At 31.5% G+C, this 26459-nt stretch carries 36 protein-coding genes and 1 tRNA gene; 25 read left to right on the forward strand and 12 right to left on the reverse strand.

The genetic code is table 11. The annotated features are described in order from the left end of the window. The 8 genes from EU92_RS0108945 to EU92_RS04645 all read left to right on the forward strand — a co-directional run. Positions 1–339 (forward strand): DUF1330 domain-containing protein (locus tag EU92_RS0108945; RefSeq protein WP_158465659.1); only part of this gene is annotated, 339 nt, incomplete at its 5' end. A gap of 1077 nt (positions 340–1416) precedes the next feature. Further along, positions 1417–2043 (forward strand): hypothetical protein, encoded by a 627-nt coding sequence (locus tag EU92_RS04670; RefSeq protein ID WP_032523431.1) that lies wholly within the window; start codon positions 1417–1419, stop codon positions 2041–2043. A 199-nt stretch (positions 2044–2242) separates the two neighbouring features. After that, positions 2243–3070, forward strand: coding sequence for a M48 family metalloprotease (locus tag EU92_RS04665; RefSeq protein WP_193741704.1), 828 nt, complete (start codon positions 2243–2245; stop codon positions 3068–3070). Between the two features lie 357 nt (positions 3071–3427). Further along, positions 3428–3877 carry a DoxX family membrane protein gene (locus EU92_RS04660; protein WP_275040524.1) on the forward strand — a complete coding sequence of 150 codons (450 nt, stop codon included), beginning with the start codon at positions 3428–3430 and terminating at the stop codon, positions 3875–3877. Between the two features lie 131 nt (positions 3878–4008). After that, a complete protein-coding gene (locus tag EU92_RS09865; protein WP_032512830.1) occupies positions 4009–4263 on the forward strand; it encodes a hypothetical protein in 255 nt (84 codons plus the stop codon). Positions 4264–4497: 234 nt separating this feature from the next. Then, a complete protein-coding gene (locus tag EU92_RS10360) occupies positions 4498–4665 on the forward strand; it encodes a DUF1651 domain-containing protein (RefSeq protein ID WP_342665547.1) in 168 nt (55 codons plus the stop codon). 588 nt (positions 4666–5253) lie between these two features. Continuing rightward, complete coding sequence (locus tag EU92_RS04650; protein WP_032512831.1) at positions 5254–5631, forward strand: DsrE family protein; 378 nt, start codon at positions 5254–5256, stop codon at positions 5629–5631. A gap of 527 nt (positions 5632–6158) precedes the next feature. After that, entirely contained in the window at positions 6159–6356 is a 198-nt protein-coding gene (locus EU92_RS04645) for a hypothetical protein (protein ID WP_032512854.1), read from the forward strand. A 646-nt stretch (positions 6357–7002) separates the two neighbouring features. Here the strand turns inward: EU92_RS04645 and EU92_RS04640 are convergent. After that, entirely contained in the window at positions 7003–7803 is an 801-nt protein-coding gene (locus EU92_RS04640; protein ID WP_032512832.1) for a hypothetical protein, read from the reverse strand. 44 nt (positions 7804–7847) lie between these two features. Beyond that, a complete protein-coding gene (locus tag EU92_RS04635; RefSeq protein ID WP_032512833.1) occupies positions 7848–8963 on the reverse strand; it encodes an inverse autotransporter beta domain-containing protein in 1116 nt (371 codons plus the stop codon). A 462-nt stretch (positions 8964–9425) separates the two neighbouring features. Between EU92_RS04635 and EU92_RS10270 the strand changes: the two genes are divergently transcribed. The 5 genes from EU92_RS10270 (at position 9426) to EU92_RS04620 (ending at position 10834) form a co-directional block, all read left to right on the forward strand. Further along, positions 9426–9551 carry a hypothetical protein gene (locus EU92_RS10270; RefSeq protein ID WP_275040518.1) on the forward strand — a complete coding sequence of 42 codons (126 nt, stop codon included), beginning with the start codon at positions 9426–9428 and terminating at the stop codon, positions 9549–9551. Between the two features lie 155 nt (positions 9552–9706). Then, positions 9707–9889, forward strand: coding sequence for a hypothetical protein (locus tag EU92_RS04630; RefSeq protein WP_413350859.1), 183 nt, complete (start codon positions 9707–9709; stop codon positions 9887–9889). Between the two features lie 100 nt (positions 9890–9989). Continuing rightward, a complete protein-coding gene (locus tag EU92_RS09870) occupies positions 9990–10157 on the forward strand; it encodes a hypothetical protein (RefSeq protein WP_193741705.1) in 168 nt (55 codons plus the stop codon). A gap of 7 nt (positions 10158–10164) precedes the next feature. Beyond that, positions 10165–10560, forward strand: a complete 396-nt coding sequence (locus tag EU92_RS04625; RefSeq protein WP_032512855.1) for a thermonuclease family protein — start codon at positions 10165–10167, stop codon at positions 10558–10560. A 10-nt stretch (positions 10561–10570) separates the two neighbouring features. Then, entirely contained in the window at positions 10571–10834 is a 264-nt protein-coding gene (locus EU92_RS04620; RefSeq protein ID WP_032523554.1) for a DUF1651 domain-containing protein, read from the forward strand. A 735-nt stretch (positions 10835–11569) separates the two neighbouring features. Here EU92_RS04620 and EU92_RS04615 read toward each other — a convergent pair. Next, complete coding sequence (locus EU92_RS04615) at positions 11570–12064, reverse strand: hypothetical protein (RefSeq protein WP_032512837.1); 495 nt, start codon at positions 12062–12064, stop codon at positions 11570–11572. Between the two features lie 211 nt (positions 12065–12275). Here EU92_RS04615 and EU92_RS0108955 point away from each other — a divergent pair, with 211 nt between their 5' ends. Next, entirely contained in the window at positions 12276–12512 is a 237-nt protein-coding gene (locus tag EU92_RS0108955; RefSeq protein ID WP_342665550.1) for a DUF1651 domain-containing protein, read from the forward strand. Positions 12513–12643: 131 nt separating this feature from the next. Here the strand turns inward: EU92_RS0108955 and EU92_RS09875 are convergent, their stop codons facing one another. From EU92_RS09875 to EU92_RS04610, 3 genes are all read right to left on the reverse strand, one after another. After that, positions 12644–12793 (reverse strand): hypothetical protein, encoded by a 150-nt coding sequence (locus EU92_RS09875; protein ID WP_193741706.1) that lies wholly within the window; start codon positions 12791–12793, stop codon positions 12644–12646. A 73-nt stretch (positions 12794–12866) separates the two neighbouring features. Next, complete coding sequence (locus tag EU92_RS09880; RefSeq protein WP_193741707.1) at positions 12867–13007, reverse strand: hypothetical protein; 141 nt, start codon at positions 13005–13007, stop codon at positions 12867–12869. Positions 13008–13159: 152 nt separating this feature from the next. Next, on the reverse strand, positions 13160–13408 hold the full coding sequence (locus EU92_RS04610; RefSeq protein WP_032512839.1) for a hypothetical protein: 249 nt from the start codon (positions 13406–13408) through the stop codon (positions 13160–13162). 955 nt (positions 13409–14363) lie between these two features. Between EU92_RS04610 and pstS the strand changes: the two genes are divergently transcribed. Beyond that, on the forward strand, positions 14364–15335 hold the full coding sequence (gene pstS, locus EU92_RS04605) for a phosphate ABC transporter substrate-binding protein PstS (RefSeq protein ID WP_032523555.1): 972 nt from the start codon (positions 14364–14366) through the stop codon (positions 15333–15335). Between the two features lie 7 nt (positions 15336–15342). Here pstS and EU92_RS04600 read toward each other — a convergent pair whose 3' ends face one another. Beyond that, complete coding sequence (locus tag EU92_RS04600) at positions 15343–15837, reverse strand: glyceraldehyde 3-phosphate dehydrogenase NAD-binding domain-containing protein (protein WP_241432565.1); 495 nt, start codon at positions 15835–15837, stop codon at positions 15343–15345. A 116-nt stretch (positions 15838–15953) separates the two neighbouring features. On the opposite strand from EU92_RS04600, the gene EU92_RS10190 reads away from it, so the two are divergent. Both EU92_RS10190 and EU92_RS04590 read left to right on the forward strand, forming a co-directional pair. After that, positions 15954–16142, forward strand: a complete 189-nt coding sequence (locus EU92_RS10190; RefSeq protein WP_241432566.1) for an ArsR/SmtB family transcription factor — start codon at positions 15954–15956, stop codon at positions 16140–16142. A gap of 1169 nt (positions 16143–17311) precedes the next feature. After that, positions 17312–17503 carry a hypothetical protein gene (locus tag EU92_RS04590; RefSeq protein ID WP_032512843.1) on the forward strand — a complete coding sequence of 64 codons (192 nt, stop codon included), beginning with the start codon at positions 17312–17314 and terminating at the stop codon, positions 17501–17503. A 156-nt stretch (positions 17504–17659) separates the two neighbouring features. On the opposite strand, the gene EU92_RS09885 is transcribed toward EU92_RS04590, so the two are convergent. After that, positions 17660–17872 carry a DUF3721 domain-containing protein gene (locus tag EU92_RS09885; protein ID WP_032512857.1) on the reverse strand — a complete coding sequence of 71 codons (213 nt, stop codon included), beginning with the start codon at positions 17870–17872 and terminating at the stop codon, positions 17660–17662. A 127-nt stretch (positions 17873–17999) separates the two neighbouring features. On the opposite strand from EU92_RS09885, the gene EU92_RS04585 reads away from it, so the two are divergent. The 4 genes from EU92_RS04585 to EU92_RS04570 all read left to right on the forward strand — a co-directional run bounded on the left by EU92_RS04585 (position 18000) and on the right by EU92_RS04570 (position 20233). After that, positions 18000–18395, forward strand: coding sequence for a hypothetical protein (locus tag EU92_RS04585; protein WP_032512844.1), 396 nt, complete (start codon positions 18000–18002; stop codon positions 18393–18395). Between the two features lie 72 nt (positions 18396–18467). Continuing rightward, entirely contained in the window at positions 18468–18764 is a 297-nt protein-coding gene (locus EU92_RS04580; protein WP_032512845.1) for a DUF1330 domain-containing protein, read from the forward strand. A gap of 402 nt (positions 18765–19166) precedes the next feature. After that, on the forward strand, positions 19167–19685 hold the full coding sequence (locus tag EU92_RS04575; RefSeq protein ID WP_032512847.1) for an AbrB family transcriptional regulator: 519 nt from the start codon (positions 19167–19169) through the stop codon (positions 19683–19685). Between the two features lie 299 nt (positions 19686–19984). Further along, positions 19985–20233, forward strand: a complete 249-nt coding sequence (locus EU92_RS04570) for a DUF1651 domain-containing protein (RefSeq protein WP_032512848.1) — start codon at positions 19985–19987, stop codon at positions 20231–20233. 292 nt (positions 20234–20525) lie between these two features. Here EU92_RS04570 and EU92_RS04565 read toward each other — a convergent pair whose 3' ends face one another. Together EU92_RS04565 and EU92_RS0108975 are read right to left on the reverse strand one after the other, a co-directional pair. Continuing rightward, entirely contained in the window at positions 20526–21581 is a 1056-nt protein-coding gene (locus tag EU92_RS04565) for a hypothetical protein (protein ID WP_032523556.1), read from the reverse strand. 145 nt (positions 21582–21726) lie between these two features. Next, a tRNA-Pro gene (locus tag EU92_RS0108975) sits at positions 21727–21798 on the reverse strand. A 276-nt stretch (positions 21799–22074) separates the two neighbouring features. On the opposite strand from EU92_RS0108975, the gene EU92_RS04560 reads away from it, so the two are divergent. The 3 genes from EU92_RS04560 (at position 22075) to EU92_RS09400 (ending at position 23789) form a co-directional block, all read left to right on the forward strand. Next, a complete protein-coding gene (locus EU92_RS04560; protein WP_019480434.1) occupies positions 22075–22347 on the forward strand; it encodes a DUF3303 domain-containing protein in 273 nt (90 codons plus the stop codon). Positions 22348–22397: 50 nt separating this feature from the next. After that, positions 22398–22661, forward strand: a complete 264-nt coding sequence (locus EU92_RS0108980; protein WP_032512851.1) for a hypothetical protein — start codon at positions 22398–22400, stop codon at positions 22659–22661. A 219-nt stretch (positions 22662–22880) separates the two neighbouring features. Further along, positions 22881–23789: a hypothetical protein gene (locus EU92_RS09400; protein WP_052045064.1), complete on the forward strand. Its 909-nt coding sequence runs from the start codon at positions 22881–22883 to the stop codon at positions 23787–23789. 15 nt (positions 23790–23804) lie between these two features. On the opposite strand, the gene EU92_RS09890 is transcribed toward EU92_RS09400, so the two are convergent. Next, positions 23805–23975 carry a hypothetical protein gene (locus EU92_RS09890; protein WP_193741763.1) on the reverse strand — a complete coding sequence of 57 codons (171 nt, stop codon included), beginning with the start codon at positions 23973–23975 and terminating at the stop codon, positions 23805–23807. Between the two features lie 526 nt (positions 23976–24501). Here EU92_RS09890 and EU92_RS09405 point away from each other — a divergent pair. Next, the gene (locus tag EU92_RS09405; protein WP_052056059.1) at positions 24502–25731 is read left to right on the forward strand and encodes a S1C family serine protease; all 1230 of its coding nucleotides are present in this window, start codon (positions 24502–24504) and stop codon (positions 25729–25731) included. Here EU92_RS09405 and EU92_RS04550 read toward each other — a convergent pair. Further along, positions 25728–26369: a hypothetical protein gene (locus EU92_RS04550; RefSeq protein WP_032514239.1), complete on the reverse strand. Its 642-nt coding sequence runs from the start codon at positions 26367–26369 to the stop codon at positions 25728–25730. The genes EU92_RS09405 and EU92_RS04550 overlap by 4 nt on opposite strands. Positions 26370–26459: the final 90 nt, after the last annotated feature.

A 26459-nucleotide genomic window follows, 5' to 3' on the forward strand; every position in this document is an offset into this window, starting at 1 on the left:
AATAAAAGAGGAGCTAAAGGTTATTGGATATCAACTGCCAAAATAATTAATCAAGATTTATTTGATGAATATGTAAATAAAGTTGGACCATGGCTGAAAGAGGTTGGAGGTCAAGTCTTTGCAAAAGATACAGAGCCTCAAGGAAAGGAGAGGACCGAGGATGCCAATTTAGCAGTTATTTGTGAATTTCCATCAATGAGGGCAGCCGTTGAAGCTTATGAATCTGAAAAATATAAAGAGTTTTCAAAGCTAAGAAAAGTAGCCACTGAAAATTCTACGTTTACAATTATGGAAGGTTTGGATGAAGCAGCAAAGCTTAGAAGAGCAATGGTTATGTAAGAAATATCTTGTTTTTTTAATGGTTATATAGCGAATAAAGAGTTTGAAAAAGAATATTGGCAGTAATTGATCGGAGATAACTGAACTAGTTTAAGGGGACAATTGACACCTTCACAAAAAAATTAAATTAATTCTAGAAAATTACAATTAACTAGAGAATAATTTTAGGGATTATCTCCTTATTGGCAGATGGCAATAGATTATTAATGAAGGAATTAAAAGAAAATACTATTGATCAAATAAGAACTCTTCTTAGGTATTTGAGTGAAACAGATCTATTAAAAAAAAAGATATTCTTATGTGTTTAGACGAAATAGCAAGAGAGTATGGAGGAGAAATTGTAGATAAAAATTAATCGCTAATCCAGATCATAAATAATATTGCTAGAGCAATCTTATGACGAAATTAAAGTCATTTGTTCCAAGTTCCAAGACGTATCTTAAGCTGCAGATATGGAAGTAAAAACACTTTTAAAAGAACTTGCAAGGGTTTGGAAAAAAATATTAATGACGCTTAAGACATGGATTGGTAAATTTAAATAAGTATTTTCTACGATGTTTTAGTTTGAGATCTATATTTGAATAGTATTAGCTATGGAAATTCTTATGCAGAAAACACTTGCTAATTTCTTCTACTGGTTATTGATGAAGACAGCGGAAAGTTACTATGGCGACTCGATAAAAACAGAAGAAGTTCCCTATTCTTATTATTTTTAAAGTAATAATTTTAAAATAACTCAGGAAATTACTCTTTTTGAAAAATAAGCATTTTACTAAGTTTCTAGCAGAAACAAAATAAAGGAGATAACTTATGAAAGTTTTCAACTAAAAATTATCTTATTTGGTTTAATTGGAATCATATTATTTTTATTATTCTTTTCAGATAGTGCTAATACTAAGAATCTATATTTAAAAAAGTTAAATAAAAAAAAAGAAAATTATTGCCTAGTGATTGATTTTCAATCAATATCCAAAAATCATAATTTTCATCCTTTACATGGGGCGTAACTTCTTACTGCAGAAAATATATATTATTTATATATATTGAAAAATCAAAAATTTATCTTAAGGATAATCAATGAAACTGAGAAATTTATTTTTAAAGATTCCTGGATTTGTATTATTGTTAGTTTTTTGTTCTGTAAATAGTCAATTTTTAGCAGAGGATAGAAAAAATTGTCCAGAAGATTTTCCATCTGAAGGAACACAATTTATCGTGACGGGGGAAAATGAATTCAAATTAACTATTACCAAGCAAAAATTTCTTAGAGATGCACTTAATAATGAATCTTTAGAAGAACATATTGCATTATTAAAACTTGATGTAGTGGAAGATTATCAGAAATTTCTTAAGAGCGATGTCTCTTATACGGAAACAAAGTATGGAGGTTTTAAATTTACAGAAAAATTTGATAATACTTGGAATACAATGAAAAAATCCATAGCATCTATGAGAGATTTAGGCACATGTATAGAAAAAGATCTAGTCTTATTTAGTGGAGAATGGTCTTCAAAATCAATAAAAAGAGTTGTAAGAATTATTAAGCTTGAAGAAGCTTTTCATGACTTATTTATGTTGGAAGATGAAGATCCAAAATTTAAAATTGATAAATTGGAAAAGAAATATCCAACAATCCTTAACTCTGAAGATCCAAAATTTCTTAGAAAGGTTATTAATAATTGGAAAAAGAATAGGACATTTTAACTTTTGATAATATTAAAAAACAAACTTGCTAAAATTTTTAGTTCTCTTTTTAAGTTACTTTATTAGAAAGATATTTATTATTTAGATGCTTAGAAATATAAAAAACAAACATTCATTCAAATTATTTACTGGAATTTTTATCTTAACTTTTTCTTTTTTCTACTTAGCGAATCATTTGAGAAATAATTCAACTTATTTTATGCCAAAAGAATATAAAATCATAAAAAAAATAGTTGATAAAATTGCATCAAAGAATGATCTAGGTAATAAAGAAATTCCATTTTCTATAGCAAGCGGAATTTATATGGAATATAGAGCAGAAGAATTAGGATTATGCGAAAAGGACGGATGTTGGTATTACAGGAATTTAGATCCATATAAGAACCATAAAAAAGTTAATGGTGTAAGTATTAATGAGCTTATAAATCAATCATATTTATACAATGGGATAGAGGCTTATGCCTGGAATGATGTGGTCTGGCTTAGTAAATCATCTTTTATTACATATAAGGATAAACCAGATTATTTAGGTTGCACAATTGGACATGAATTATCCCATATAGTTTTTAATGATCACATCAAACAATCAATTAAGTTATCAGAAAAACTAAAAAAATTAAAAGATAAAAATAAAGTTGAAATACCAATTAATTCTGATGGAACAAAAAAGAGTGATGAAAAAGTGCAAGATAAAAAAGATTTGATTAAAGAACTTTTGCAAAAAGAGTTGAATAGAGAGTCTGAAATGATTGCTGATAATAATGCTGCAAAGATGATGATTAATGCTGGATTTGCTAAGGAAACATGTCTTGATGAGATCACTTTTATTGCAGAAAAGTCTCAATGGGATGCGGATACAGACAAAGAAAGTACACATCCAGGATATTTGGAACGTTCTAAATCTTTACAGAATTTCATAGCGAAATACGATAAGTTAAATGAATTGAAAGACTTTGAGCCATATAAATGGAATTGGAGTTACAACAGAAAATTAAATATACTAATTTTCTCTCCTCAAAAATATTAATTACCTGACATTTTCACTATCTGCAGTGAGATATGGTTTTCAAGAGTCGGGGCGACAGTATTCGAACCTGCGACCTAGTGCTCCCAAAGTAATCGCCTTCCAATTTTAGACAATATCCTCATGACACTAGTATTAGTAAGACTTATGAGTCAAAAGCTAGTTTTTTAAATAAGTCTCAGGAATTCAACAAATGTATACAAAGTTTTCCCTATGTATACAATTAATCGCTAAATAATCGCTAAATAATCGCTAGATAAAGTACTAGTTCCCTAAATCATCTATTAAATGTTTACTCATTTATGCACTTTTTTGTAAAAGATGATCCTTGTAAAATGGACTAATTAAGCTATTTATGTAATAGCGGATACATTTTTTATGGACTTTAAAAGATTTTATTCTTTAAATTTTATTGCTAAATTACTTCTTAGTGCGATTTTTGTAAATGCCATACCAACAAAGATTGCTAACTTTGGTAGTCAAGCACAATACATAACAAGCAGAGGGTTCCCAGAGCCACTTTCCAATCTTTTATTAATTGCAGCAATAGTACTTTTAATTTGTGGTTCAATACTATTAATTTTTTCAAAAAAAACAAAACTTGCGTGTTCACTACTTCTCATTTTCTTAGTCCCTACAACGATTATTTTTCATTTAGTACCTCTTCAATTAATGGCGATTGCTCGAAATTTATCATTAATCGGAGGATTACTAATAGCAATTGATAAAACGAATGTTAATTCTTTTAAGCAAGATGCAAAAAAAGAAGCTGAAGAAATTGAATATTCTGATTTGAATGAAGATAATTAGAATAAGTATCTTTTTGAAAATCTTCGAACTTATTTAGGAATAGCAGAAGGAATGGCCTAAAAGATAAATGGCTATTTAACCTATTTAGACTTTTTAGTTCTTAAAATATATAAATTCAGATTTCAAATAAAATGATTGATTTTAAAGATGGTTTTTCAAGCGAAAGCTATTACCCAGATAGTAAATATTATCTTGAACAGGAAAATACTCCTAAAGAGACTCCACTTTCCGAAGATCAAATATCCAATATGAAGGAAATTTTTGAATGGCCAAATACCTATTGGTTTATTGCGGAAAGAACTAATAGCAGACTTGCAATGATAGGCTTCATGGCTGTCATTATTAACTACACCTTATTTGGTTGGATAGCATATCCAATTCTTTAAATGAATATAGATTTTTTTAAGATATTTTTTAAGGAGCTTTGGAATAATCAACCAAATACTGTTATTGGTGTAGGAGTAGCCACATTAGTATTTTTAGGGATTTATATAACATTACTCAATAAATATAAATAGTATTTTTAATGGCTCAACTGTATTGGTTAATTAATTCGAATAGATCGGAGGTAAGTAGTTTTATAAAAAATACAAACTAATAACTATAGTTTTTTTGAGTATATGTTTGTTGATACTGGAAAAATAGTTGGTGTATTAGGAAAAGAACCACCAGTAATTCAAAAAAGAGAAGAATTAAAGATTGAAAAGGCTAGGGAAGAATGGAAAAATTTAATTAGTCAGAGTTGGAGTGTTACCTTGGAGGTATTGAATAAACCAAGTGATAATTAGCAATTAAGCCTACTAGGTATATCAAAACTATATAAATAATCGCTATTTAATCGATGTTTGAATTATTGAGACTTCTGAGAAATAAAAAAGGCAACCTTGGGATGGTTGCCTATGAATTGGTTTTTATAGTTTAGGGGGCGATAGGATTCGAACCTGCGACCTAGTGCTCCCCAAGCACTCCTTAATTCACTTGAGATTAATCAATATTTCTCTACTATAAATAGGATTTATATGAGTTAGTGGAATGAGTTTGAGTCTCAATCTGGTACAAAGTATATACTCCTATATGAGAAGTTTTGAACCTTAGCTCCCCCTTACGACATAGTGCTCACTGTTAACTAGGTCGTAGATTTGATATTTTTTTAGGAAAGTTGATCTAAAATTAGAGGGATAAAACCCTCTTTTTTTTTATGTCCTCTTCAATGAAAGATTTCTTAGATAAATTTTTTGATTTATGTAGAGAATATCAAGAAGAAATCTCACCTCAAAAGATGGCAGAAATTTTAAGGGATTACGCTGATAGATTAGATGGTTGATAAAGTCAAAAGAAAAACCTAGATTAAAGAAGTAAATTTTAAGCAGAATTAAATGTCTATCATTACTGACAATAAAGTACTAGTTAATATTTGCAGCGGTTTAAAATCCAAAAATAAAGTAACTTTAGGTTTATTGGCTGCCCTTACTGCAGAAGACGAAGGGCATCAAGTAACTCTTTTTCTAGAGGGAAACGGAGTAAACATCCTAAATTGTAAAACAGCTGGTGAAATAGTTGCTAAGGGTACTGGAGATTTATACGAACACCTCGAAAATTTAAAAAATTCTAACGTTACCATATATGTCTCAGAAATTTCGGCTAAATCGAGGGGTTACGATAATACGCTTCTTCATGGATATAGAGCAGAGTTTGCAATGCCCAATGTACTAATTGAAGAGTCGATTAAAGCGGATAGCGTACTTTGCTATTAAATCGATTATGCGCTTACTACTCCCACTAGAAGAGCTTTGGCAGAATCACCATGACCCAACCCATGCAGCTTATAGTATGGGTGGAGTAATATTACTGTTGGTAATTTATAATCGATTACTCAATAAATATCAGTAATAATGATGGGAAGTTTACCTAAATTAATTGCTCTTTTAATGGTGTTATTACTTTTAGGAAGCACATTTGTTGGTGGAATTATTGTAAAACAATGAAAAACCCAATAGACATATTTAAAAGGTGGTTACTAGACTTACTTGTTCCATATATAGAAGGAACTAACAAAAAAAAGAAAGACAAAAAGAAAGATTAAATGATTCATATGTATGGAATAGCAATTACTTATGGTGTTGTTAGTTTGTTATTACTAGGTGGCTTTGCTTATCTAACCTTCAAAATGACCTCAAAAAAATGAAACGCTTATTCCTTATATTCATTTTTAATGAAGATTAACTCGCAGGGCTGGAGCTTAATTTTTAGTATTGGAACTATAGTGATAAGTTTTTTTATTTTGGATAAGGGAGAAAGGAGGAAAAAATATAATTCAATGTCTAGCAAAGAAAGACAGGAGCTCATTTTAAAGAAGATGAAAGCTAAAGGAATAGAAGTTGGAAGTGGAGTTCCAAATAAAAAATACGATAGTGAAGAAGTTTACGAGTTAATACATATTGCAAATTGCTTTCCAGAATTAAGAGAAAAGAACAATTAGTATATAACGTTACTTTGATAAATAAGGATAGATCGAGAATTAAAGTATTCGAACCTTTCGAAGCTGTTTCTAAACCTTCTCCTTCTCTTGACGCAATGATGATTAGTTACTGATTTGTTTATAAGAGAATTAGTAAACCAGTTATGAAAGGCAGCAGCTAAGAAACTATTGAGGCAGCAAGAAAAAATATATGGAATTAGACCAAGGGTGGTAAAGAATAGTATTTTTGGGTCTTACTTTTAGTCATCGCGGGCGATACATCCTCAAAGTCTCCTAAATCAATACAAAACCTCGCCCGCTCCTCGCCCTTAGAATTTCAAGACAAATGAGAAAAAAAACGAGTTAGGAATAACGCTATTATTACTTGGATTATTAGAGTCTGGGTGAGAGGATTAGAATCTGCGACCTAGTGCTCCCAAAGCACTTAAAACCCTAGTAGGGTACTATGTCTACTGACCATGACTAAATAGTTGCGGGGTATTGCAAGATTTGACATGGCAAATTATGAGATATTTGTTGGCGATTTGTTGTCTCTTTATGACAATAACGAAAAAAAACTGGGAACTAAGTCTTAGAGAAAATGAAATATGAGTCTTAGGTGTAAAAAAAGGCCTCCATATCGAACAAACAGTAGAGATTGTTTAAATTAATATAGGCTAAAAACTGCCTGAAAAGGACCACCGCCAAATTGGCCTACAATATTTCCAGTATTATTAGTTGGTATTATCGTCATTCCACTATTAGATACAGTAAATTTCACTTCTAATCCCTTAGTACTATCTTCAATCACCACATGATTAGTCAGTGCTAATGCTCCAACCAAATGAGTTGCATCACAAGCTGTTGCCGTTACATAAGAACTATTAGTCAATCTTGCTGCCATAGTACCTTCAGTAAGAGTTTCACTTGCTTTTGCATCATCAGCATCATATGGATTACTGCAACTCCCACTGAAACTTGTCAATGTTTCTGTAAAATTTTGAGCTGTACAACCAGAGGTAGAATCTGCTGTGGCATCACTATTTGAACAATATGTCGTGCTATTTAATTGATAACTTCCCTTTAGCCCAAATGTATTAGCCATCTTCACGTATGCATGTGGATATGTTGCACTTGCGGGTCTTGTGCTAGTACCACCACTTAGAGTTGCTGCTCCTGCGGCAACATCAATTTCTATACCGTTAGTATTTGTATAAGTTGCTGTACAACTAGAACCATCGAAATCAGTCCCAGATAAAGGATTAGAAGTACAGAGTCCCATTTCTAGTATCTTGACGACATATCTATCTGGTGTTTTATAACAACCATTTGCATTAATAGATGAAGGATTTTCTAAACTACAAACATTTGCCTCTACAGGCTCAGGCGTAAGAAAGAAAGCACTCATACATACACCAAATCCAGTAGTAAGCTTGAGAAGATAGTTTTGTGATTTAAAAGTAGTCATAATTGGGTGATCAAAAATTTAGTAACTAATTAAAGAATTAAGAGCTATTTACTGGTTGCTCTATTTGTGAATGTTCCTGTCGATCTTTCAAGTAAAATATCATAATTACGTTTGACTGGTTGAGTCATTTGAGTGATCATATTTTTCTTATAATTTGATCTCTCAAATTTGACTGGCTTACCGGTAATATTCATTCTTAAACCAAAAAAAGTTTCATCTGTTCCTGGCAGAGAGGTGTTTAATGTAGTAGAAGTAGCAGAAATTTCATTAGATAAATAAGCTTCAAAACTGACGTGCGGAGTAGCTTGCCAACTCACTGATCCTTCTAATCCGGAATTATCTTGAGTATGTTTATAGTCCCAATTAAAACCTCTTACAAAGAAAGCAAGTTCTGGATTATTTGGCAATCTGTAACCTAGTTCCACATCCCATCCTGGTACTACTCTTTCTTTATATGATGTACCTTTTATAGTTACATCCTTTTCATCTGTTATTGACATATACCAGTTATTTCTAAATTCAAAATCTTTCCAGAAATATTCTCCACCTAATCCAAGTCTGCTGTGTGCATCGCTATAATCAGTCATTCTGTAATCCCAGAACGCATTAGCTCCAACCATAGATACATTGTTAGGGCGATTTCTAATTCCTAAACCAAGATTAATGGTGGAACCATCTGCATTAGTTGCAGTAGCGAATCTTGCCTGAGAAAATGCCAGAGTTTTTAAATCGCCTTCTTCATCTGTTGCAAGTTCGCCAAGTTTCATCAAACTATTGATTGAGAAGCTTGTATCTGATTCTGTTCCGCTAGAAATATTTACGGAAGTCTGAGCAAGAAATGGGATTTTTTGTATCTCACCATTTGCTTTTGCATTCGTAAAATTAAATCCAGCATCAACTAATAATCTATTAAGATCATTCGCCATGATGCTCGTATATTCATTTCCTTGCGCACCATTATTCATTAAAGGAACAAACTTAGTTGAATAGGTTGCTCCTTTAATTATATATTCATCTAATTTGTCTTTTGGCTCGTATATATCTTGCTTAATTTTAACTTGATCAAATTTGATATCTTCAAATTTGTATTCATTAGCTGATACAGAAAGAATTGATCCAGAAGCAAGTGTAGTTAAAGATAAAGCTTTAAATAATTTCACTTAATAAAATTTTTAACTTAATTACTTATAGTTGCAAATAATAAATAAGTAAAGTAAGTATTGATTTTTAATTACAAAAAGATATCCTCATTTAAGTTCGTTGGCGGCTATGAGCCAACAAGTAAAAGCAACAAAAAAGCGAGTCTGGTTAACTCTTTGCTACGACTTGTTTTGATTGAGTCTGGACGACAGGATTAGAACCTGCGACCTAGTGCTCCCAAAGCACCCGCCCTCCAATTTGAGACAGTAACCTAAATAAACAAGTCAGGCTATGGCAAGTTAGTTGCAATATCAGAGGAGTTGTGAGTCTCAAAAACAGGTCAAAGGTATACAAAATTATCCATAAATATACAAATCCTCGCCCGTTTGTCGCCCGCCTCCGACCTAGTGCTTTTATTAAAGAGTAAAATATTATTGATTGACAGTCGATCTAAAATTAGAGGGATTAAACCCTCTTTTTATATGTCTTCTTCAATAAAAGATTTCTTAGATAAATTTTTTGATTTATGTAGAGAATATCAAGAAGAAATCCCACCTCAAAAGATGGCAGAAATTTTAAGGGATTACGCTGATAGATTAGATGGATAATTAACACCTATAGTTTCTAGATTTTTAAAAATAAATTTAATTGGTTAACTTATAAAAACTTCATATTTTTTTGGTAATTTATACTCTTTTATTCAATAAATATTTGAGAATTTTAAATAATCATGCTATTTAATTATTCCCGACCTTAAAAAGTCATGATGAAGAAAACAAAAAACACACCTCAACGTAAAACTACACTTAAGTGGAACGTTAATGGAGAACTATCTTCTATTGATATGGCAAGAATACTTGAGGCTCTCTCAGTCAAAGAGTTAAGCCAGTGTGAGCTTGCATGTAATAGGGATGCAAAAAAATTAAATCTCGGTATGTGGTGGTAATTAGGTTAAATTTTCAAATGTTTAGGAAGAGTTGAAGGATTAGCTACTTATTAATGATTGACAGTCGATCTAAACTGAAGGGATAAAACCCTCTTTTTTAATGAAAAGATTACTGCTTGTACCTTTAATCTTATTACTTTTGACTAGTTGTCAAAGCAAAAAAGATATCTGCGCTTCATGGGTAGGGGGTGTAATTAGTTATCGAGAGGCTCAGGAAAAACTAGATGTCCAAAGCCCTGGCGGTTATTGTCAGGATTACAAAGACTGAACAAGAAATGAAACGCTTACTACTCCCACTACTAGCTGCTCTCGCTTTACCTGCGTCTGAATTAGCATTCGCATCATTTCCAATTGTTTTTATAAAAGACTGCTATGACGGAGATACTTGTACTACTTTAAAGGCCGAAAAGATAAGACTGGCTTGTATAGATACTCCAGAGTTAAAAGGTTGGAAGGCGGATCCTATTCCAGCTAAAGAAGCGAGAGATTTTGTGAATAAATTAGTGGCTAATGAGAAAGTTTCTATTAAAAGAATCACTAAAGATAAATATGGAAGAACTGTTGGTGAATTATTTAAAAACGGAGTTAATATTCAAGAACTTATCGTTGAAAAAGGATATGGGAAGATATATAAGAAATACGCCTATCAATGTGAATGGAGCAAGAAATAAAGGGAAATAAATGGATAAAGACTCTAGGAAAGTTACTGAGGAGGCATGGTTAATATGTCCTGACTGGACTGAGGTACGACGTTTTACAAAGAATAAAAAAAATAAGGATAAGTTTTTTGAGTACATGTTTGTAGATTCTGGAATTGTTGTTGGTTCTAATAGCGAAGCTCCTCCACTTATGAAAACAAGAAAAGAGATAAAAATAGAAGAAGCAAGGAAAGAATATCAACAATTAATCACAGCAGGATGGCAAGTTACTGAGCCAAATTGGTAGTGATATTTAGCGATTAAGCCTACTAGGTATATCAAAGCTATACAAATAATCGCTATTTAATCGCTATTTGAGTTTTCAAGACAAATGAGAGATAAAAAAGGCAACCTTGGGATAGCTGCCTATGAATTGGTTTTGATTGAGTCGGGGCGACAGGATTCGAACCTGCGACCTAGTGCTTCCAAAGCACCCGGCCTCCAATTTGAGACAGTAACCTAAATAAACAATTCAGGCTATGGCAAGTTAGTTGCAATATCAGAGAAGTTGTGAGTCTCAAAAACAGGTTAAAGGTATAAAAATTATCCATAAATATAAAATCCTCGCCCGTTTGTCGCCCGCCTGCGACCTAGTGCTCTATGAGCACTAGATCATAGAATTTATAAATTTATTAATTGACAGTCGATCTACAATAAGGAGCAAATGCCCCTTATTTTAGATCGAGTGTCAATCATGTAAACAAAAAGAAATCAGCATAACTACGCATATACAACATAAATTAGATTGACTAATATTTTATTAATCGAATGGAGGAATCGGAAATGATTGATAGTCCACCAGTGAATTCAATAAGATTGGCTTAAAAAACCAAGTTCCACACAACTTACTAATTATTACTAAAAGAAAGAGATTGTTTCCTAATGGCTGGAGTGCAATCTCTTTTATTATGAAATTAATTTATCTAGATAATCTTTTATATATTCTTTTCCAAAGAAAGTAAAAAAAAATAAAATGTATTGATTACTTATTAATAAATGAAAATCGACCTAAAAAAGAGGGAATAAAACTTTCTTCCTTTTTATTTTCTTTTGTTTTTTCATTTAATTGAATTACATTATTTTTGGCAGAATCATTATTATTAAGTGCTAATTCAAAATTATTAAATATATTAATTTTTAGGCATTCCTTGAATAATTCCTTACATAAAGAAATAAAGGATAAACAAGTAATTCCTATTATTTTAAAGAGATTTAGAAATTGAATAAAAGCAGACATCAATGACTTAAATATTTCAGATACATTTTTTAAAAATGTTCCAAAAAGTTCATATATTTGAATGAAGCTTTTAAAAAGAACATCAATAAGAGTAATTATATTTCTAAAGATTAAAGTAAAATCATTAAACAATTTACTTAAAAGTACATTAATTGAATTCTCATTATCTTTGGTAAATATTTTTACAATGCCAATCCAAATAAGAAATGAAGTTAGAAGAGTAATTAAGACTTTAATCATTGAAGAGTATTTTTTTTAATCAGAGCAATATTTGCTATGAATCGCAATCAAAACAATTACTCAAAAAGTAAGAGACACCAAAGATAAAATTTTTCTATCAATTGAAAATTCTATTATGCAAGTGACCTCTCTATTGCAAGTTTAAAAGCCTCTAATCGTTTAGTCACAATATTTCCAAGAGTTATGTTTAAGATATATTAATCATTTTTTAATTAATTCCAATAGATCAGAAGTAAGGCGATTTACTGAGAATAGAGATAGTGAGGATCAATTTAATAAATATGTATTTATAGACAATGGAAAGATAGTTGGATATTTAGGCAAAGAACCACCACTATTGCAAAAAAGAGAAGAATTTAAGCTAGAGGAGGCTAGAGAAATTTGGAAAAAATTAATATCACAAGGTTGGCAAAGAACTGACCTATTTGATGAGAAACCAAGTGACTAGAGCGACATGACTCAGCAAAGTTATGTAAGGTATTGCAAATCCTCGCTAAAATCTCGCTCACAAGCAACCTAGTGTCTCATATTAACTAGGTCGTAAAAAGATGTTTTTCAATCTCGACAATATACTTAAATTTAAGAACAAAAATGATGAAATCTTTGATCATCAACGTCTGCCATTAAATCATATTCTTTCAATTTTTTTGTAATCCTTTTATATTCAATATCATTTACAAAATTAGCTAAATATTTTTCTAAGAAATTTATATTGATTTTTAGGTTCATTAATATCCTTTATTTATTAATAGCTATTAATTCTCCTTTTAACTTTTTATTGAATTACACTCGATTATGAAATTTAATTTAGATTATTTTCAAATTCAGGTCTAATTTTAATAAGTTTTGAAATTGCTAATTCAAGCTCCTCTTCAGTATTAAAACCTAAAACATCGTAGGTCTCTAAACCTAATAAGGTATCTTCTTTTAAAGTTATTTCCATTTTTTGTAAATTAATAACTTAATAATAGATTTTTATTATTTAAAACAAATAATTAGTTTTTGATTCAACACCTGTAAATCATTTCAAATTCTTATTTAATTTTTTAAAACCAAAGTTAAATATCGCTAAAATTTAGTTTTAGAAAATTAGAACTAGCTAATTCTCAATTTATATCCAAACTTCATCAATTGGTTATACGTCGATTTTATTTGTATAGCCTTGAGAGAAAGACGTTTCTCCGCATTCTTTTGTAAGTAAAAAAAACCTTTGTTATCTGTATTTTTCTCAATAGACACATATTCTTTTCCTTTCTCTAAAATCCAAGGCTCTAATTGGAAATTATCATCTCCTATTTGATAATCCCATGGATAAATACCATTAGTTTGATTTTTTAGTGACATATTGAATACCTTAACTTCAGTAAAAGTATCCTGGTATTTTGTGATGGAATTTTTGTGTATCTACAGAGACTCTTATTATGTCGCTTTTTGAATCTTTCACATATTTGTTATTACAGGCAAAAAAAAAGACCCTTGCGAGCCTGGATGATGGGGATTTCTATCATGACAAATTAAAAAGGAACAAACAACCCCATCGATAGGTAATTTTTATCACTTACAAACACTATATATAGTGCTAGGATTTTTAAAAGGCTGGGTGATGGGGATTATCACGCTTTTATATCGAGGGCGAATCTAACGCCCTTTTTTTATGGGATATTTTCAGGGGCTTTGGAATAATCAACCAAATACGGTTATTGGTTTAGGTGTAGCAACATTAGTATTGTTGGGAATTTATATAGCATTACTCAATACTTATAAGTAAGAAATTAAGCACCTTTTCAAAATCTTCGAAGATGCTAGCGCTCCTTTCTTATTTGAGATTGCAGACAATAAAAAAGCGAGTCTGGTTAACTCGCTAGTATGAATTGCTTTTTAAGAGTCGGGGCAACAGGATTCGAACCTGCGACCTAGTGCTCCTAAAGGACTCGGGCGTAACTATGAGAAATCTTCAAGAATTAAGTTATAGCTTAGCTAAATCATAGTTATAGAAAGCTATTTGAGACTCACTATTTATTATTGTAAGTACCCGTATAGACTTTTTATGACACTTTAGCGCCCCATACTGCCGAGTAACTTCTTTTGATAAAGATAAATAGAAATTATTGACAGTCGATCTAACATAGAGGGATAAAACCCTCTTTTTTATGCAAGTAATAAGAGTTTAAAACGAGCGACCAGGTTGTATATATCAATAGTTTTTGATTATATCAAAATATTTTGATGTATTTCTTAATCTTTGTATTTCGCTTTTTGTTTGATGCTATAAATGAATTGTCTTTAATCTAAGTCGCTAATGAGTATTTTTAAAAAAACTCTCATTTTATCTTCTGCAATTTCATTAATACTTTCTCCATCTGCGATGGCTTCAAAAAGATTGAGTGGAGCTGGTGCATCATTTCCTTCGAAGATTTATACCAGGTGGTTTTTTGACTTGGCTAAATCTGGAGGCCCTAGAGTTAATTATCAAGCAGTAGGTTCTGGATCTGGAAGAAAAGCTTTCATAGACGAAACTGTGAATTTTGGAGCATCAGATGATCCAATGAAAGATTCTGATATAGAGAAAGTTAAAAGAGGACTTGTTCAAATACCTATGGTAGGTGGCACTATTGCCTTTGGATATAACTACGATTGCGATTTAAAACTTACTCAAGAGCAAGCAGTACGTGTCGCTATGGGTATGGTTAAAAACTGGAAAGAATTAGGTTGTAAATCAGGTAAGTTAACTTGGGCACATCGTTCTGATGGCTCAGGCACGACTAAAGCTTTTACAAATTCTATGGAGGCTTTCTCTAAAACTTGGAATTTAGGTACTGGTAAATCTGTTAAATGGCCTTCGGGAGTTGGTGCTAAAGGTAATTCTGGTGTTGCAGGTGTTATTCAAAATACTCCAGGTGCAATTGGTTATGTAAATCAGTCATACATTAAAGGTAATGTTAAGGCTGCTGCACTTCAAAATCTTTCTGGTGAATTCGTTACCCCCAATACTGAATCAGGTTCAATAGCTTTAAATGGAATAAAGCTTGATAAGAACTTGGCCGGTAAAAATCCAAACCCCACTGTTAAAGGAGCTTATCCAATAGCAACCTTAACTTGGGTACTTGCTTATGAAAAAGGTAATGGCAGGAATACTAAGGCAATTCAAGATACATTCTATAAATTACTCAGTGATGAATACCAAGATAAAGCGCCTGCCTTGGGTTTCGTTCCCTTGAAAGGAGAAATTTTAAAAAAATCAATTGAGGCTGTTGGAAGAATAGGAAGGTAATTTAGAACTAGTAAGCCAAGCAATTTGTAGTACAGGATGCTGCTGTAATTAATTTATGTTTTTCAGGTTTATAAAGGGCTTGATTAATTCCATAAACAATATTAAGTGCTTGTTCCCCTCCCACAATTCCTTTTACAGGACAAGCAACTATTACTTTTTTTATTCCAAGAGAATCAAAGTATGGATTTAATTCTTTAGGAGCTTTGTTTTTACCTGTACATTCCAAAACAAGATCAACCGAAGATTTATTCCATGGAACATCAAGATAGTTCTTTATTGATGTAAAGGAAATTTTTTTATCTTCAATTATTATTTCGTTGTCATTTGAAGCTATATTTTTATTCCATTTACCATGAACAGAATCAAACTCTAGTAAATGAGATGCAGTTAAAGAATCCCCATTAATTTCATTTATATGAGTTATTTCAACATCTTTTCTTTCCCATAAAATTCTTAAAACTAACCTACCAATTCTTCCAAATCCGTTAATTCCAATTTTCATAGAAATATCAAAACATAATATAATATATATCAAAAATAATTGATATATCAATTATTTTTGATATGTGTAATTAAATTTTTTAGGTTAGTATTTAAAAAGTTAATGATCTTTTGATTTTGTTAGAACAACTTAAAAAGATTGATAGTGAGCAATTTATTGGGATAATGGAGTCCTTCTCAGATCCGATTAGAATAAATATTCTTGAATTAATGATGGGTGGAGAGATATGTGTTTGCGACATAGTTAAAGTAACTGGATTATCTCAATCTAAAATTTCCTATCATATAAAAATCCTTAAGGATTAAGGTCTTATCTCTGATAGACAAGAGGGTAGATGGGTTTACTACAAATTAGATTTGGAAGTATTATCAGATATTAAAAATTGGATGGGTAATTTAATTCAGTCATCATCAAGTAAAAGTTCTTGTGAATAAATGGTTTTTAACCTATTTAGGTTTTTTACTCATTACATATAAATAATTTTTAAATTGAAAATTAATTCTCAGGGTTGGAGTTTAATTTTTAGTATTGGAACCATTGTTTGTTTATTGCTTATTTAAGTCATAGTGAGCGAGTTCAGTCAGCAAAGTATTGCAGGGTATAGCAGAATCTCGCTCAAAGCTCGCTCAGTCTGATTATTCTAAAATGTAACCAATAAAAAAGACAGGCTGGGAAACCTTTCTATAAATTGGATTCTAAGAGTCGGGGCGACAGGATTCGAACCTGCGACCTAGTGCTCCCAAAGCACCCGCACGAACAAGGCTATAATTGATACTTAAGTATTTGCTATAGTTTTGAGTAGGTTGGTTTGATTAAATAATTGAAAAAAAGCTATTTTTGCGTGAATTTTGCGTGAGATTTAATTGACAGTCTATCTAAAATAAGGGGCAATTAATAAATTAGTTAATGGAGTACACAGAGGAACAACTAAATTTATTAAAAAAAAGAAACCAGAATTTAATTTAAAACCAGTTCCTTTATTAGATGTTGTTGTTGAATTTCTAAAAAAATATGAAGTATATCTTGAAAACTTAATTGAATATTTTGCCATTAAGTTTTTTTAGGATTAATTCAAATATTTAAAGAGATTATGACTTAATTCAACTATCAGCGCATGAAATTATTAAGTAGACAAGAATAAATTATTTACCTTTCAATGTCACATTATTTCTTCTAACTGGAAATGGACCCCTCAAGGAAGCATGAGAAGTAACTTGGATAACTTATTAGGTTAAATTTAGTCCCTATTCAAGTAAAAAAACTAATAATAAATTTTGCAAAACATACTATATTTACTTAGTTAAAAATTTAAATGTATGGTTCAAAAAAATAATACCAATAATAAATCAATCTCAAATAAAACACCAATCTATGAAATTAAAGAACCACCCATATTAAAAAAATTTTTAAATAAAATACTTGGCCCAATACAGTTTTTCTAGACTTGATCTATATAATAATTATTTAATTGATTATGTTTAAGCCAACTGATGAGCAAATGGAGGAGTGGTTTAAACCTGCGTTTGAAGAAATAAACACGATATTGGATGAGGTAAACAGAGAAACCAAATGCGGTAATGAATATTTGATCCAAGTGTTGAAGCAAATTACTGAAGCCTATGAAGGCGTTCAGAAAGTGATGGATCAAGAGGGTATAGAAAACTAAGCACCTTTTTGTAGATCTTCGAAGATTTTATAAGGTCTTTATAGATCCTAGATCCCCCTACAGATCCCTCTTACAACCGAGTGCTTACTATTCATATGGATAAAAATAAATTATTGACAGTCGATCTAAAATTGGAGGGATAAAAAACCTCTTTTTTTAATGGTTATGTTTGTGCATACTGCATGGCATCCATTTATCACCCATTTGATGAGCGCCTTCACAAGCAAATTTATAGGCCTCTTTTTCTGCCTCTTCTTTCGTATTAAATAACATTGGCATTTTCATTTCTTTTTCTACTGGTTTATTTGAACATCCGAATATAGGAATTGATATCAAAAGAAAAGTAATAAGAGAAATAATGTGTTTCAAAATTAATTTATAAATCAATTCAGCTTAGTATTTAATATCTTTGGAAATATTTAAAAAGTTAAATTCTTTACATATATATATTGATTGAAAGTCGATCTACAATAAGGAGCAATTAGCTCCTTTTTTTATGAAGTTAAAAAATATTTTAAAAACTATTGGAGCGCTTCATATCCTTTGGGGATTGTTAATTATTTTTCTACTCATTTTTTCAGTGGAAACTATTGCAGGTGATGCTTCAAGTGAAACATTGCTTCTTGTAAGAGGTACTTCAGATGTAGTAGCAGCTAGTAATTTGGGAATTGGTTGTTTATTGATTATTTGTAGTTCTATAAAAGATAAAGTCTCTTTAAGAAAAGTTTTATCTGGTGAATTAGCTTTGATGTTTTGTTTTTTAGCAGTAGCTATATTCAATTCTTTTAATGCTGGAACAATTGTCGATGGTGGACCTCCTCCTCCTTTTTGGTTTGTTTTGATAGTTAATCCTCTTTTATCTATTTACGGATTAAATAAAGACAACAGATGAACCAATTTCTGCTTTCACTACTAGCTGTTTTCGCTTTCATGTTAAAGTCCTAAGAATTTATTTTTTATCTTAATGTCTAAAGGATTTTGGCTCGTTACTACCACAGTTACAAATCCAGCGTTTGCTGAATATGTTGAAGCATTTCAACCTTGGATAGAGTCAGTGGGTGGTTCTGTATTTGCGAAGGATCTAGATGGTCAAACTGTTGAAGGGAAAGGTGGAAAATTATCTGTGATTATTGAGTTCCCATCAAAGCAAGCTGCAATTGATGCTTACAACAGTTCTGAATATCAGGAGCTAAGCAAGTTACGCTGGGCTAACTCAATCGATACAAATATCACAATCATGGACGGAAGTGTAACTCATTAATGAGTACTAAATGGGAAGAAATTCCTTCAAGAGAAGATTTACTTTACTTGGTAAACTTTTGATCGCCCATTACATTTTCTTACTGCCCAAGGGATTGTAGTATCTATACTCTCTTGTTCTATACAAATGGTTTGATAATTTGCCCAAGTTTTCAAGGAGATTAGATTGAAAGCAATAATACTGAAAATCAGTATTAGTAATATTAAACAAATACTTATAAAGGCTTTAAAAATTTTTTCATCAAAAATATTCATTTTTTATTAAAAATTTAATCCTATTTGCATTTTGAGATTAACAAATAAATTTTAAAGACACATTAAAAAAGTAAATTTTAAATAATTAACTTGTTTATCTCAAATTAAAAAGTATTAATTAATTAAGAGAACAATTTATTTATTCAAAATGCCTTCTTTATTAACACTTTTTTTTTATATACTTGCTGGAGCAGGTTTAGGAACTTTAATGATCTTCACAGGTATTCCTGCTGCTTCTTTATTGGGAGCTATCATTGGAGCTGGGGTTTTAAGTGCGAGTGGTCTAATTGATGTTGCAGTTTGGCCATTAGGTACAAAAACAGCACTTGGGATAGGAATAGGAACTGTGATAGGGACTGGAATTAATCAAGAAACCTTAACCGAATTACAGAACTTGTGGAAGCCAGCATTAATTATCACATTTTCTTTATTGATAACTGGACTTTTAATAGCATTTCTAATAAGTAAATTTTTAGGAATTGATACTGCCATTGCAGTACTAGGTTCTGCTCCTGGAGGGACAATAGGGATGAGCCTAGTTGGATCTGAGTATGGAGTAGGTGCTTCAGTTGCTGCTTTACACGCGGTCAGATTAATAACCGTTTTATTATTAATTCCTGCTGTTTTAAATTTATTCGGTTTAAAAGATGGTATTAATACTCCTTAAATAAATTAACTTTATTATTTTTATATTAATGTCATATATCTGATAAGAAATCTAGTCTTAACTTAAGACTTGAAAAGTAATTTAAATAAGTTTGCTAGTCTTTTTCATTGATAGGTGTACTGTCATGCAAACAGCCTTCTCGATTATTCAGAGTGGGGTTATTTATTGATAGAGAAAATAAATCAAAATTGAAGAAATCAAGATAAGCAATGGAAAGACTAGAAGGAGAACCTTCTGGAATTATTGATATTTAATTAAAAAATTTACTCATTATATATAGAGAAAATTATTATATATGTATGGAGAAATTTACTCTTATAAATAAGGACAGGAGCAGGATAAAAGTTTTCGAACCTTTCGAAGATGTTTCTAAACCTTCTCCTAGTATTGATGCAATGATGATTTCCTATGGATGTGTTTATAAGAGAAGTAGTAAACCAGTTAGGAAAGGAAGCAGGGTTGAAACTATCGAATCAGCCAGGAAAGAATATAAGGAATTATTAGAGGAAGGATGGAAGAAAACAAGTATCTTCAATAGCTACTTCTAATCACCTAGGGGGGATCTTCGAAGATTCTAGCTCCCCCTACAGCTCCCCTTTGGGGGTATGAGACAACAAACAATAAAAAAGAGAGTCTGGGAAACTCTCTAGTATGACTTGGTTTCTAAGAGTCGGGGCGACAGGATTCGAACCTGCGACCTAGTGCTCCCAAAGCACTTAACATCCATAGTTCAGCACTAGGTTTTCAAGCTATATTTAATTTTTTGCTTAGTTCTGCGAAGTTTGACATGACAAATTAAGTAATATTTGTCCGCAATTTGTCCGCAGTATATTCAAACAATTAGTTTCTACTAAGTCTTTTAATTATTGGACAATAAATATCAGCTGCCATAACAGCTGTTGGATCATTTCCTATTTTCATCCAACCTTTCATAGCTCCTCCTGCATAATTAACTCGATCCCCTTTCCTGTCAAAGGTAAGGTCAACACAGTCAAGTGTGTATTTATAAAAACGTTTATCAACCCCATCTGGAATTACTATTTCATCTGTTCCCTCTTCTCCATAGCAAGATCCTCCAGATGACCAACTACCACTTCCATAATCTCGATCATAATAGGCACTTCCGCTTCCACCCCAATCACAATCTATATATCCTGGTTTCGCAGGAATATAATCACCCGTAAAAGGATTATTAGTTTTTCCAAAAAATGTAAGATATCTCCCGTACTTATTACGGATCATTTTCTGTTTTACAGATGAATCATCGAGAGCATAATCCCAAGTATTATCTCTGTTATGAAAAACACCTAATAAAAACTCTGGATCATAGTATCTATATCCCGCATTTTTAAAAGTGTACATTTCTTTAATGGCGCAGGAGCTACCAATTTTTTTATTATCTGAATTGAACCAAGATAAACTTTTTGAATAATTTTTTCCATAACAATCACAATAGTTAGAGATATTTCTAGGTGAATAGAATTTCTTTTTTACTAAATTGTCATTTGATACTAGAAAAGCATGGTAATTAGTAAGGAAGCAAGTTTTTTTGAAATCGGAGAAAACGTTATATTTTTTATCTACAGCAAGTATTGATTCGCAGGCTAAATTGTAGCTCTCATCATTTAGTTCTCCTAGTCTTTGGGTATAGATATTGAAGTTGCTTTCATTTTCTCTTATTTGTTTAAGGTCTCTTATGCAGCTGCTTAATTTATTTGGTTTGAAAATATTAAAGATATTTTTTTTATTTTTATCGTCCATCTTACTTAGCGCGTTAACACATCCTTGATAATCTTGAGCTTTGAGGCACTTTTCGTGAATGGACTCGGCTCTAGAATGGCCAATAAATAAGGTGTTTAAAAGGATTACTGAAAATAAGAAAAACTTTCCTTTCATATATTTGATTGAAAGATAATCTAAATTATAAATTTGTTTCTAAAAAAAACAATTTGTCCGCAATTTGTCCGCAATCTTTGAGGACAGAATTTAGAAAATAAAAAAGACAGGCTAGGAAACCGGTCTATAACTTGGATTCTAAGAGTCGGGGCGACAGGATTCGAACCTGCGACCTAGTGCTCCCAAAGCACCCGCTACGCAAATTGCGACAGCCCCCATGAGAAACAAGTGAGGCTATAGCTTATTAATTGGTATTAAAAGAAAATTTATGAGTCTTAAAAAGTAGAAAGATATAGCAAGGTGTTGCATAAATAAGCAAAAGCTCGCTCAAATCTCGCTCACAAGCAACCTAGTGCCCTATGAGCACTAGATCGTAGGATATAAATATATATTCATCATTAGTCGATCTAAAAAAGAGGCAATTAATAACATTTATTTTCAGGAATTATTTTTTTTGCTAGTAATAGAAAGCCAATAAAAATTAAAAAATAAAATGCTTTACGTTCAGCATTGGTCATTTAAGGCCGGATATCATCAAAAAGGTGCAGAAAAATTTCTTGGTGGAGGGGGAGATTATCCTGGAGTTGAGATGATTGGAAGATATCACGCGCCCGGATCTTTAGAGGGTTGGATAGTTTTAAAGACTGATGATCCAAAAGCAATATATCAACACGCCGCTGAATGGGGTGAATTTCTAAATTGGGAAACCACACCCGTATTTACTGATGAAGAAGCTGGTCCAATAGTTGCCAAAGTCTACTCATAGATTGCGATTGACAGTCGATCTAAAATAAGGAGCAATTAGCTCCTTTTTTTATGAACACTCTCATCATTTCTACTTTTAGCTGTACATTTGAAGAATTTAAAAATGATGTAACGACATTATTTCTTGAAGAAATGTGCAAGGAGTTTGTAACTGATTATGAGTTTGTAAAAGTCAACGAACACAAATCTCATTTATTAATGAACTGTACTGACTTAGAAAAATTAGGTGCAGAGATGGAATCTCCTTTCGCAAAGGAATGGGATAAAAAAAATAACTGTAAGGATACCGTATATTCGATCGAACTTTTCGCTTAAATGAAACGCTTACTACTTGTACCGCTATATTAAATACGATTGACAGTCGATCTAACATAGAGGGATAAACCCCTCTTTTTTATGTCCTCTTCAATGAAAGATTTCCTTGATAAATTTTTTGATTTATGTAGAGAATATCAAGAAGAAATTCCACCTCAAAAGATGGCAGAAATTTTAAGAGATTATGCTGATAGGCTAGATGGATAATAGGTTATAGAAATGGATACAAAACTTGGAACATTAAAGAATGTAAATCTTAGAGAAGCATGGAGTCATGAAGCACAAGATTTTACTCCTTGGCTTGCCGACAATCTTGATCGATTATCTGCAGCTATAGGTATACCTCTTGAATTAGAAGGTCAAGAAGTTAGTGTTGATTCATTCTCAGCGGATATCCTTGCCAGGAACCCCCAAAACGACTCGAGAGTTCTTATTGAAAACCAATTAGAACAGACCGATCACACACATCTTGGACAAATCCTTACCTATTTAGCTGGATTAGAAGCTCAAGTTGTTATTTGGGTTGCCAGCAGTTTTAGAGATCCTCATATATCTGCAGTGCATTGGCTAAATGATCACACTGTCGCACCTTTTGCTTTTTTTGCTGTTCAGGTAAAAGCTGTACAAATTGGTAATTCTCCAATTGCTCCATTATTCGAAATCGTTGCTAAGCCAAATGATTGGGATCGTCAAATACAAAAACAAGTACGATCATCCGGAGAACTTAGTGGATTGAGTAAATGGAGACTTCGCTTTTGGGAACATCTTCTTGAACGTCATCCAGAGCAGGAAGAATGGGACGGACGTTTGGCGACTAGTTCTCATTGGCGTCAAGTTCCTGACTCTGATCTTTGGGTTTCTATTTATATTGGAAAAAAGGAAGTAGGTTTATTTGTTCGAGGTGGTCGAAATGCAGAAATTGAGAACATATTCCTGCAGTTGGAACCTCATCAAGAAGCATTAGAAAAGTTTCTTGGCGCCCCTCTCGGAGATGGAGAAAAAAGAGGATATTTCTTTCACCAAAAATCATCGGGTGATTTGACTGATGAAACTTGCTGGTCAGAAAAGGTTGATTGGCTTCATCAAATGCAAGATTTATATGTACGTAATTTAAAAGAAGTCCTTTAAGTAAATGCTTACTCGTTAAATAAAGAACTTGTTTATCCCTTTATTTAAAGTCATTTCCTGAGTACCTTTCATGCAGCCTCCAGTTGGATAGCTGATAACCTTTTTTGAAATTGCACCAATACCAATAGCTATTAAACCAATTCCTAATATTGCTTTTGATCTTTTACTTGAAAGCAGAGATTTCATTGTAATTGTTGTTTTTTTTCTAATCATAGGAATTATTGGGATTATTTTGTGAATGTCATAATCAGTTTGAGCGATACCACTCAGCAAGGTTATGCAAGGTATAGCAGAATCTCGCTCAAAGCTCGCTCAGTCTCATTATTCTAAAAGAAAGCAATAAAAAAGAGAGTTTGGGAAACTCTCTAGTGTGACTTGGTTTTGATTGAGTCGGGGCGACAGGATTCGAACCTGCGACCTAGTGCTCCCAAAGCACTAGTGCTAACTTTTGAGAAATACATAAGACGCTAGTTATATTCAAAACTTATACTGGGTTTAGAAGTTAATTTGAGACAAGATTTTGATTAATTTGATTAGTTTTAATTAGTATAAATTATTTCCTAGCTCTACTCTTAGCTCTATTTATAAAACTAATTTATTTTGCCCAATTCAAAGATTGTAAATTTAAAAATATTAAATTAAATTTAAAAATATGGTTTTAGATTTAGTGTATTTTTAAATTCGAAATGAAGATTAGTTGATTTAATAAATAATGAACTCAAAAATAAATTTAATTTTAAAGCTTTTCATTTTCTTCTCTTTCGCAATTTCCCCAATTGGCGAAATTTCAAAAGGTTTTGCATTCCCTTTAAGCTCTAAATGCAGTAATTCTAAAAAAATAAAAGATATCTATCAAAATAATATATCTGGGATTGTGACAGTAAAAGCTGGTAACTCAATTGGTACTGGATTTGTAATTAATCAGACAAAAAATAAAACATATTTTCTAACAAACTTACATGTTGTTAAAGGGCAAGATGATATTGAGATACTTTGGGCTGATCGTAATAAAACAAGGGCATACATAATTGCGGATGCAAATATTACTGGAATGAATAGTCAAAAGAAATATGTTGATGATCTTGCAATTCTAGAGATGGAAGGACTAAAAGGTGAAGTAATAAATTTCAGTAAAAGACCTATTGCAGTTGGTGATGATGTTTTTGCGATAGGTACACCGAAAGGCCTAGATTTTTCATTAACTAGAGGCATTATTAGTGCAATAAGAGAAAATGGGGAAATAATTCAGACAGATGTTGCTTTGAATACTGGCAATTCGGGCGGCCCACTCTTGGATAAGTATGGGTGTGTTATTGGAATAAATACATTTGATATCAAAAATACAGAAGGTTTGAATTTTGCAATTTCCTCAAACGTTATTAAAAATTTCATAAATCAAAAAGCACGTTGGAAGTTTGGTAAAAGTGGAAATAGAGAAGAATATATAAAATTTCAAGAAGCTATATCCAACCTCACAAGGAATCAAAAGAAAAAAGATTATAAAAGTAATTATTATCCAGGACCAAAAGGGAGTATTAAACCAAAAGGGAAGGGATGGTTCTTCATAAAAGAATCATGTAAGTACTGGGATAAGGATAAAATGGGCGAATGTTTTGAGAAAGCAACACCTATAGAAAAAGAATGGTCCTGGCTTAAATTCATGAAAATTAAAGGGGATTCAATTTCTAATCCTGATTCAATAATTTTTAGGATTAAAACAACATATCCAGTTGCAAATGGAGAGGGTTTTTATGAAGATGATTTCGATGTTTTTATTGATATATATTGCAAAAACAATCAGATGTCGGCTTACGTCCCAAATATGCTTAGTTCAACTGGTACTTACCTCATAGACAATAAACCAATATATTCATATTCTCTAAATGCTGTTACTTTTGATTTATTATCCCAACGAGGTTGTAATGTAAAACCTATTGATTAATTACTCAACTTTTCGTTTATATGTTTTTTGTAGTTCGGCATAATGATGAATACATCAACAGAATAAATAACCCACATTAGGTATATTGCATTAGCTAAGTCAAAAAAAGATTTATTCAGCAGTATTAAGAAGTAAATTGGGAAAGTAATACTTATAGAAATCAATATATTAGAAAAAAATATTTCCCATCCTCTTTTTTTACTAATTTGGCTACTTAATTTTAGAGATTTTAATGGGCCTAATGAAAGGTCTTCTGAAATCACATCGACGTATTGAAAACGTTTTGCAAGGATTATTCCAGGAAATATTAACAGGACTATTCCTAAAACTATAAAAAGATCACCAATAAGGGCATTCCTAAAAACTATCCAACTTTTAATAAAGAGTTTTTTCTTATTTTTTATGACTGGGATTTCATAATAATTTTCTAATCTAATATTTTCAATAAAAATAGTCTTGTAAATTGTTGAAGTTATCCTGAATAAAATTGCAGAAATTATCCATACTAAGTGATATGGAATGCTTAGTCCCTGCAGTAACTTAAATGCTGTAACAAGAAATAAGTAGTAAAGTCCAAAAGCTTTTATTATTTTTGGATTAAATACTTTAAGTATTATTTTCTTAGCTAGGTCAAGCATTCAATTCAATAAGTTTTTTTTATATTACATCTAAAATATTTGAAACTTTATATAGTGTTTAATGAAGAAATATAAGAGGATCGTTACTTT

The organism is Prochlorococcus marinus str. MIT 9107, assembly GCF_000759855.1.
Lineage (GTDB): Bacteria > Cyanobacteriota > Cyanobacteriia > PCC-6307 > Cyanobiaceae > Prochlorococcus_A > Prochlorococcus_A marinus_N.

What these genes read in the sequence shown, in the direction of transcription:
- EU92_RS04650 (WP_032512831.1), top strand. Translation starts at nt 5,254, where the DNA reads ATGTCTATCATTACTGACAATAAAGTACTAGTTAATATTTGCAGCGGT.
- EU92_RS10270 (WP_275040518.1), top strand. Translation starts at nt 9,426, where the DNA reads ATGTCTTCTTCAATAAAAGATTTCTTAGATAAATTTTTTGATTTATGT.
- EU92_RS09870 (WP_193741705.1), top strand. Translation starts at nt 9,990, where the DNA reads ATGAAAAGATTACTGCTTGTACCTTTAATCTTATTACTTTTGACTAGT.
- pstS (WP_032523555.1), top strand. Translation starts at nt 14,364, where the DNA reads ATGAGTATTTTTAAAAAAACTCTCATTTTATCTTCTGCAATTTCATTA.
- EU92_RS04590 (WP_032512843.1), top strand. Translation starts at nt 17,312, where the DNA reads ATGTTTAAGCCAACTGATGAGCAAATGGAGGAGTGGTTTAAACCTGCG.
- EU92_RS09880 (WP_193741707.1), bottom strand. Translation starts at nt 13,007, where the DNA reads ATGGAAATAACTTTAAAAGAAGATACCTTATTAGGTTTAGAGACCTAC.
- EU92_RS04615 (WP_032512837.1), bottom strand. Translation starts at nt 12,064, where the DNA reads ATGATTAAAGTCTTAATTACTCTTCTAACTTCATTTCTTATTTGGATT.
- EU92_RS04550 (WP_032514239.1), bottom strand. Translation starts at nt 26,369, where the DNA reads ATGCTTGACCTAGCTAAGAAAATAATACTTAAAGTATTTAATCCAAAA.
- EU92_RS09405 (WP_052056059.1), top strand. Translation starts at nt 24,502, where the DNA reads ATGAACTCAAAAATAAATTTAATTTTAAAGCTTTTCATTTTCTTCTCT.
- EU92_RS04610 (WP_032512839.1), bottom strand. Translation starts at nt 13,408, where the DNA reads ATGTCACTAAAAAATCAAACTAATGGTATTTATCCATGGGATTATCAA.
- EU92_RS04575 (WP_032512847.1), top strand. Translation starts at nt 19,167, where the DNA reads ATGCCTTCTTTATTAACACTTTTTTTTTATATACTTGCTGGAGCAGGT.
- EU92_RS04580 (WP_032512845.1), top strand. Translation starts at nt 18,468, where the DNA reads ATGTCTAAAGGATTTTGGCTCGTTACTACCACAGTTACAAATCCAGCG.
- EU92_RS04565 (WP_032523556.1), bottom strand. Translation starts at nt 21,581, where the DNA reads ATGAAAGGAAAGTTTTTCTTATTTTCAGTAATCCTTTTAAACACCTTA.
- EU92_RS04570 (WP_032512848.1), top strand. Translation starts at nt 19,985, where the DNA reads ATGGAGAAATTTACTCTTATAAATAAGGACAGGAGCAGGATAAAAGTT.
- EU92_RS04670 (WP_032523431.1), top strand. Translation starts at nt 1,417, where the DNA reads ATGAAACTGAGAAATTTATTTTTAAAGATTCCTGGATTTGTATTATTG.
- EU92_RS04560 (WP_019480434.1), top strand. Translation starts at nt 22,075, where the DNA reads ATGCTTTACGTTCAGCATTGGTCATTTAAGGCCGGATATCATCAAAAA.
- EU92_RS09865 (WP_032512830.1), top strand. Translation starts at nt 4,009, where the DNA reads ATGATTGATTTTAAAGATGGTTTTTCAAGCGAAAGCTATTACCCAGAT.
- EU92_RS04630 (WP_413350859.1), top strand. Translation starts at nt 9,707, where the DNA reads ATGATGAAGAAAACAAAAAACACACCTCAACGTAAAACTACACTTAAG.
- EU92_RS09400 (WP_052045064.1), top strand. Translation starts at nt 22,881, where the DNA reads ATGGATACAAAACTTGGAACATTAAAGAATGTAAATCTTAGAGAAGCA.
- EU92_RS04600 (WP_241432565.1), bottom strand. Translation starts at nt 15,837, where the DNA reads ATGAAAATTGGAATTAACGGATTTGGAAGAATTGGTAGGTTAGTTTTA.
- EU92_RS09875 (WP_193741706.1), bottom strand. Translation starts at nt 12,793, where the DNA reads ATGAACCTAAAAATCAATATAAATTTCTTAGAAAAATATTTAGCTAAT.
- EU92_RS04585 (WP_032512844.1), top strand. Translation starts at nt 18,000, where the DNA reads ATGAAGTTAAAAAATATTTTAAAAACTATTGGAGCGCTTCATATCCTT.
- EU92_RS04620 (WP_032523554.1), top strand. Translation starts at nt 10,571, where the DNA reads ATGGATAAAGACTCTAGGAAAGTTACTGAGGAGGCATGGTTAATATGT.
- EU92_RS04640 (WP_032512832.1), bottom strand. Translation starts at nt 7,803, where the DNA reads ATGACTACTTTTAAATCACAAAACTATCTTCTCAAGCTTACTACTGGA.
- EU92_RS0108980 (WP_032512851.1), top strand. Translation starts at nt 22,398, where the DNA reads ATGAACACTCTCATCATTTCTACTTTTAGCTGTACATTTGAAGAATTT.
- EU92_RS04665 (WP_193741704.1), top strand. Translation starts at nt 2,243, where the DNA reads ATGCCAAAAGAATATAAAATCATAAAAAAAATAGTTGATAAAATTGCA.
- EU92_RS10360 (WP_342665547.1), top strand. Translation starts at nt 4,498, where the DNA reads ATGTTTGTTGATACTGGAAAAATAGTTGGTGTATTAGGAAAAGAACCA.
- EU92_RS09890 (WP_193741763.1), bottom strand. Translation starts at nt 23,975, where the DNA reads ATGAAATCTCTGCTTTCAAGTAAAAGATCAAAAGCAATATTAGGAATT.
- EU92_RS04625 (WP_032512855.1), top strand. Translation starts at nt 10,165, where the DNA reads ATGAAACGCTTACTACTCCCACTACTAGCTGCTCTCGCTTTACCTGCG.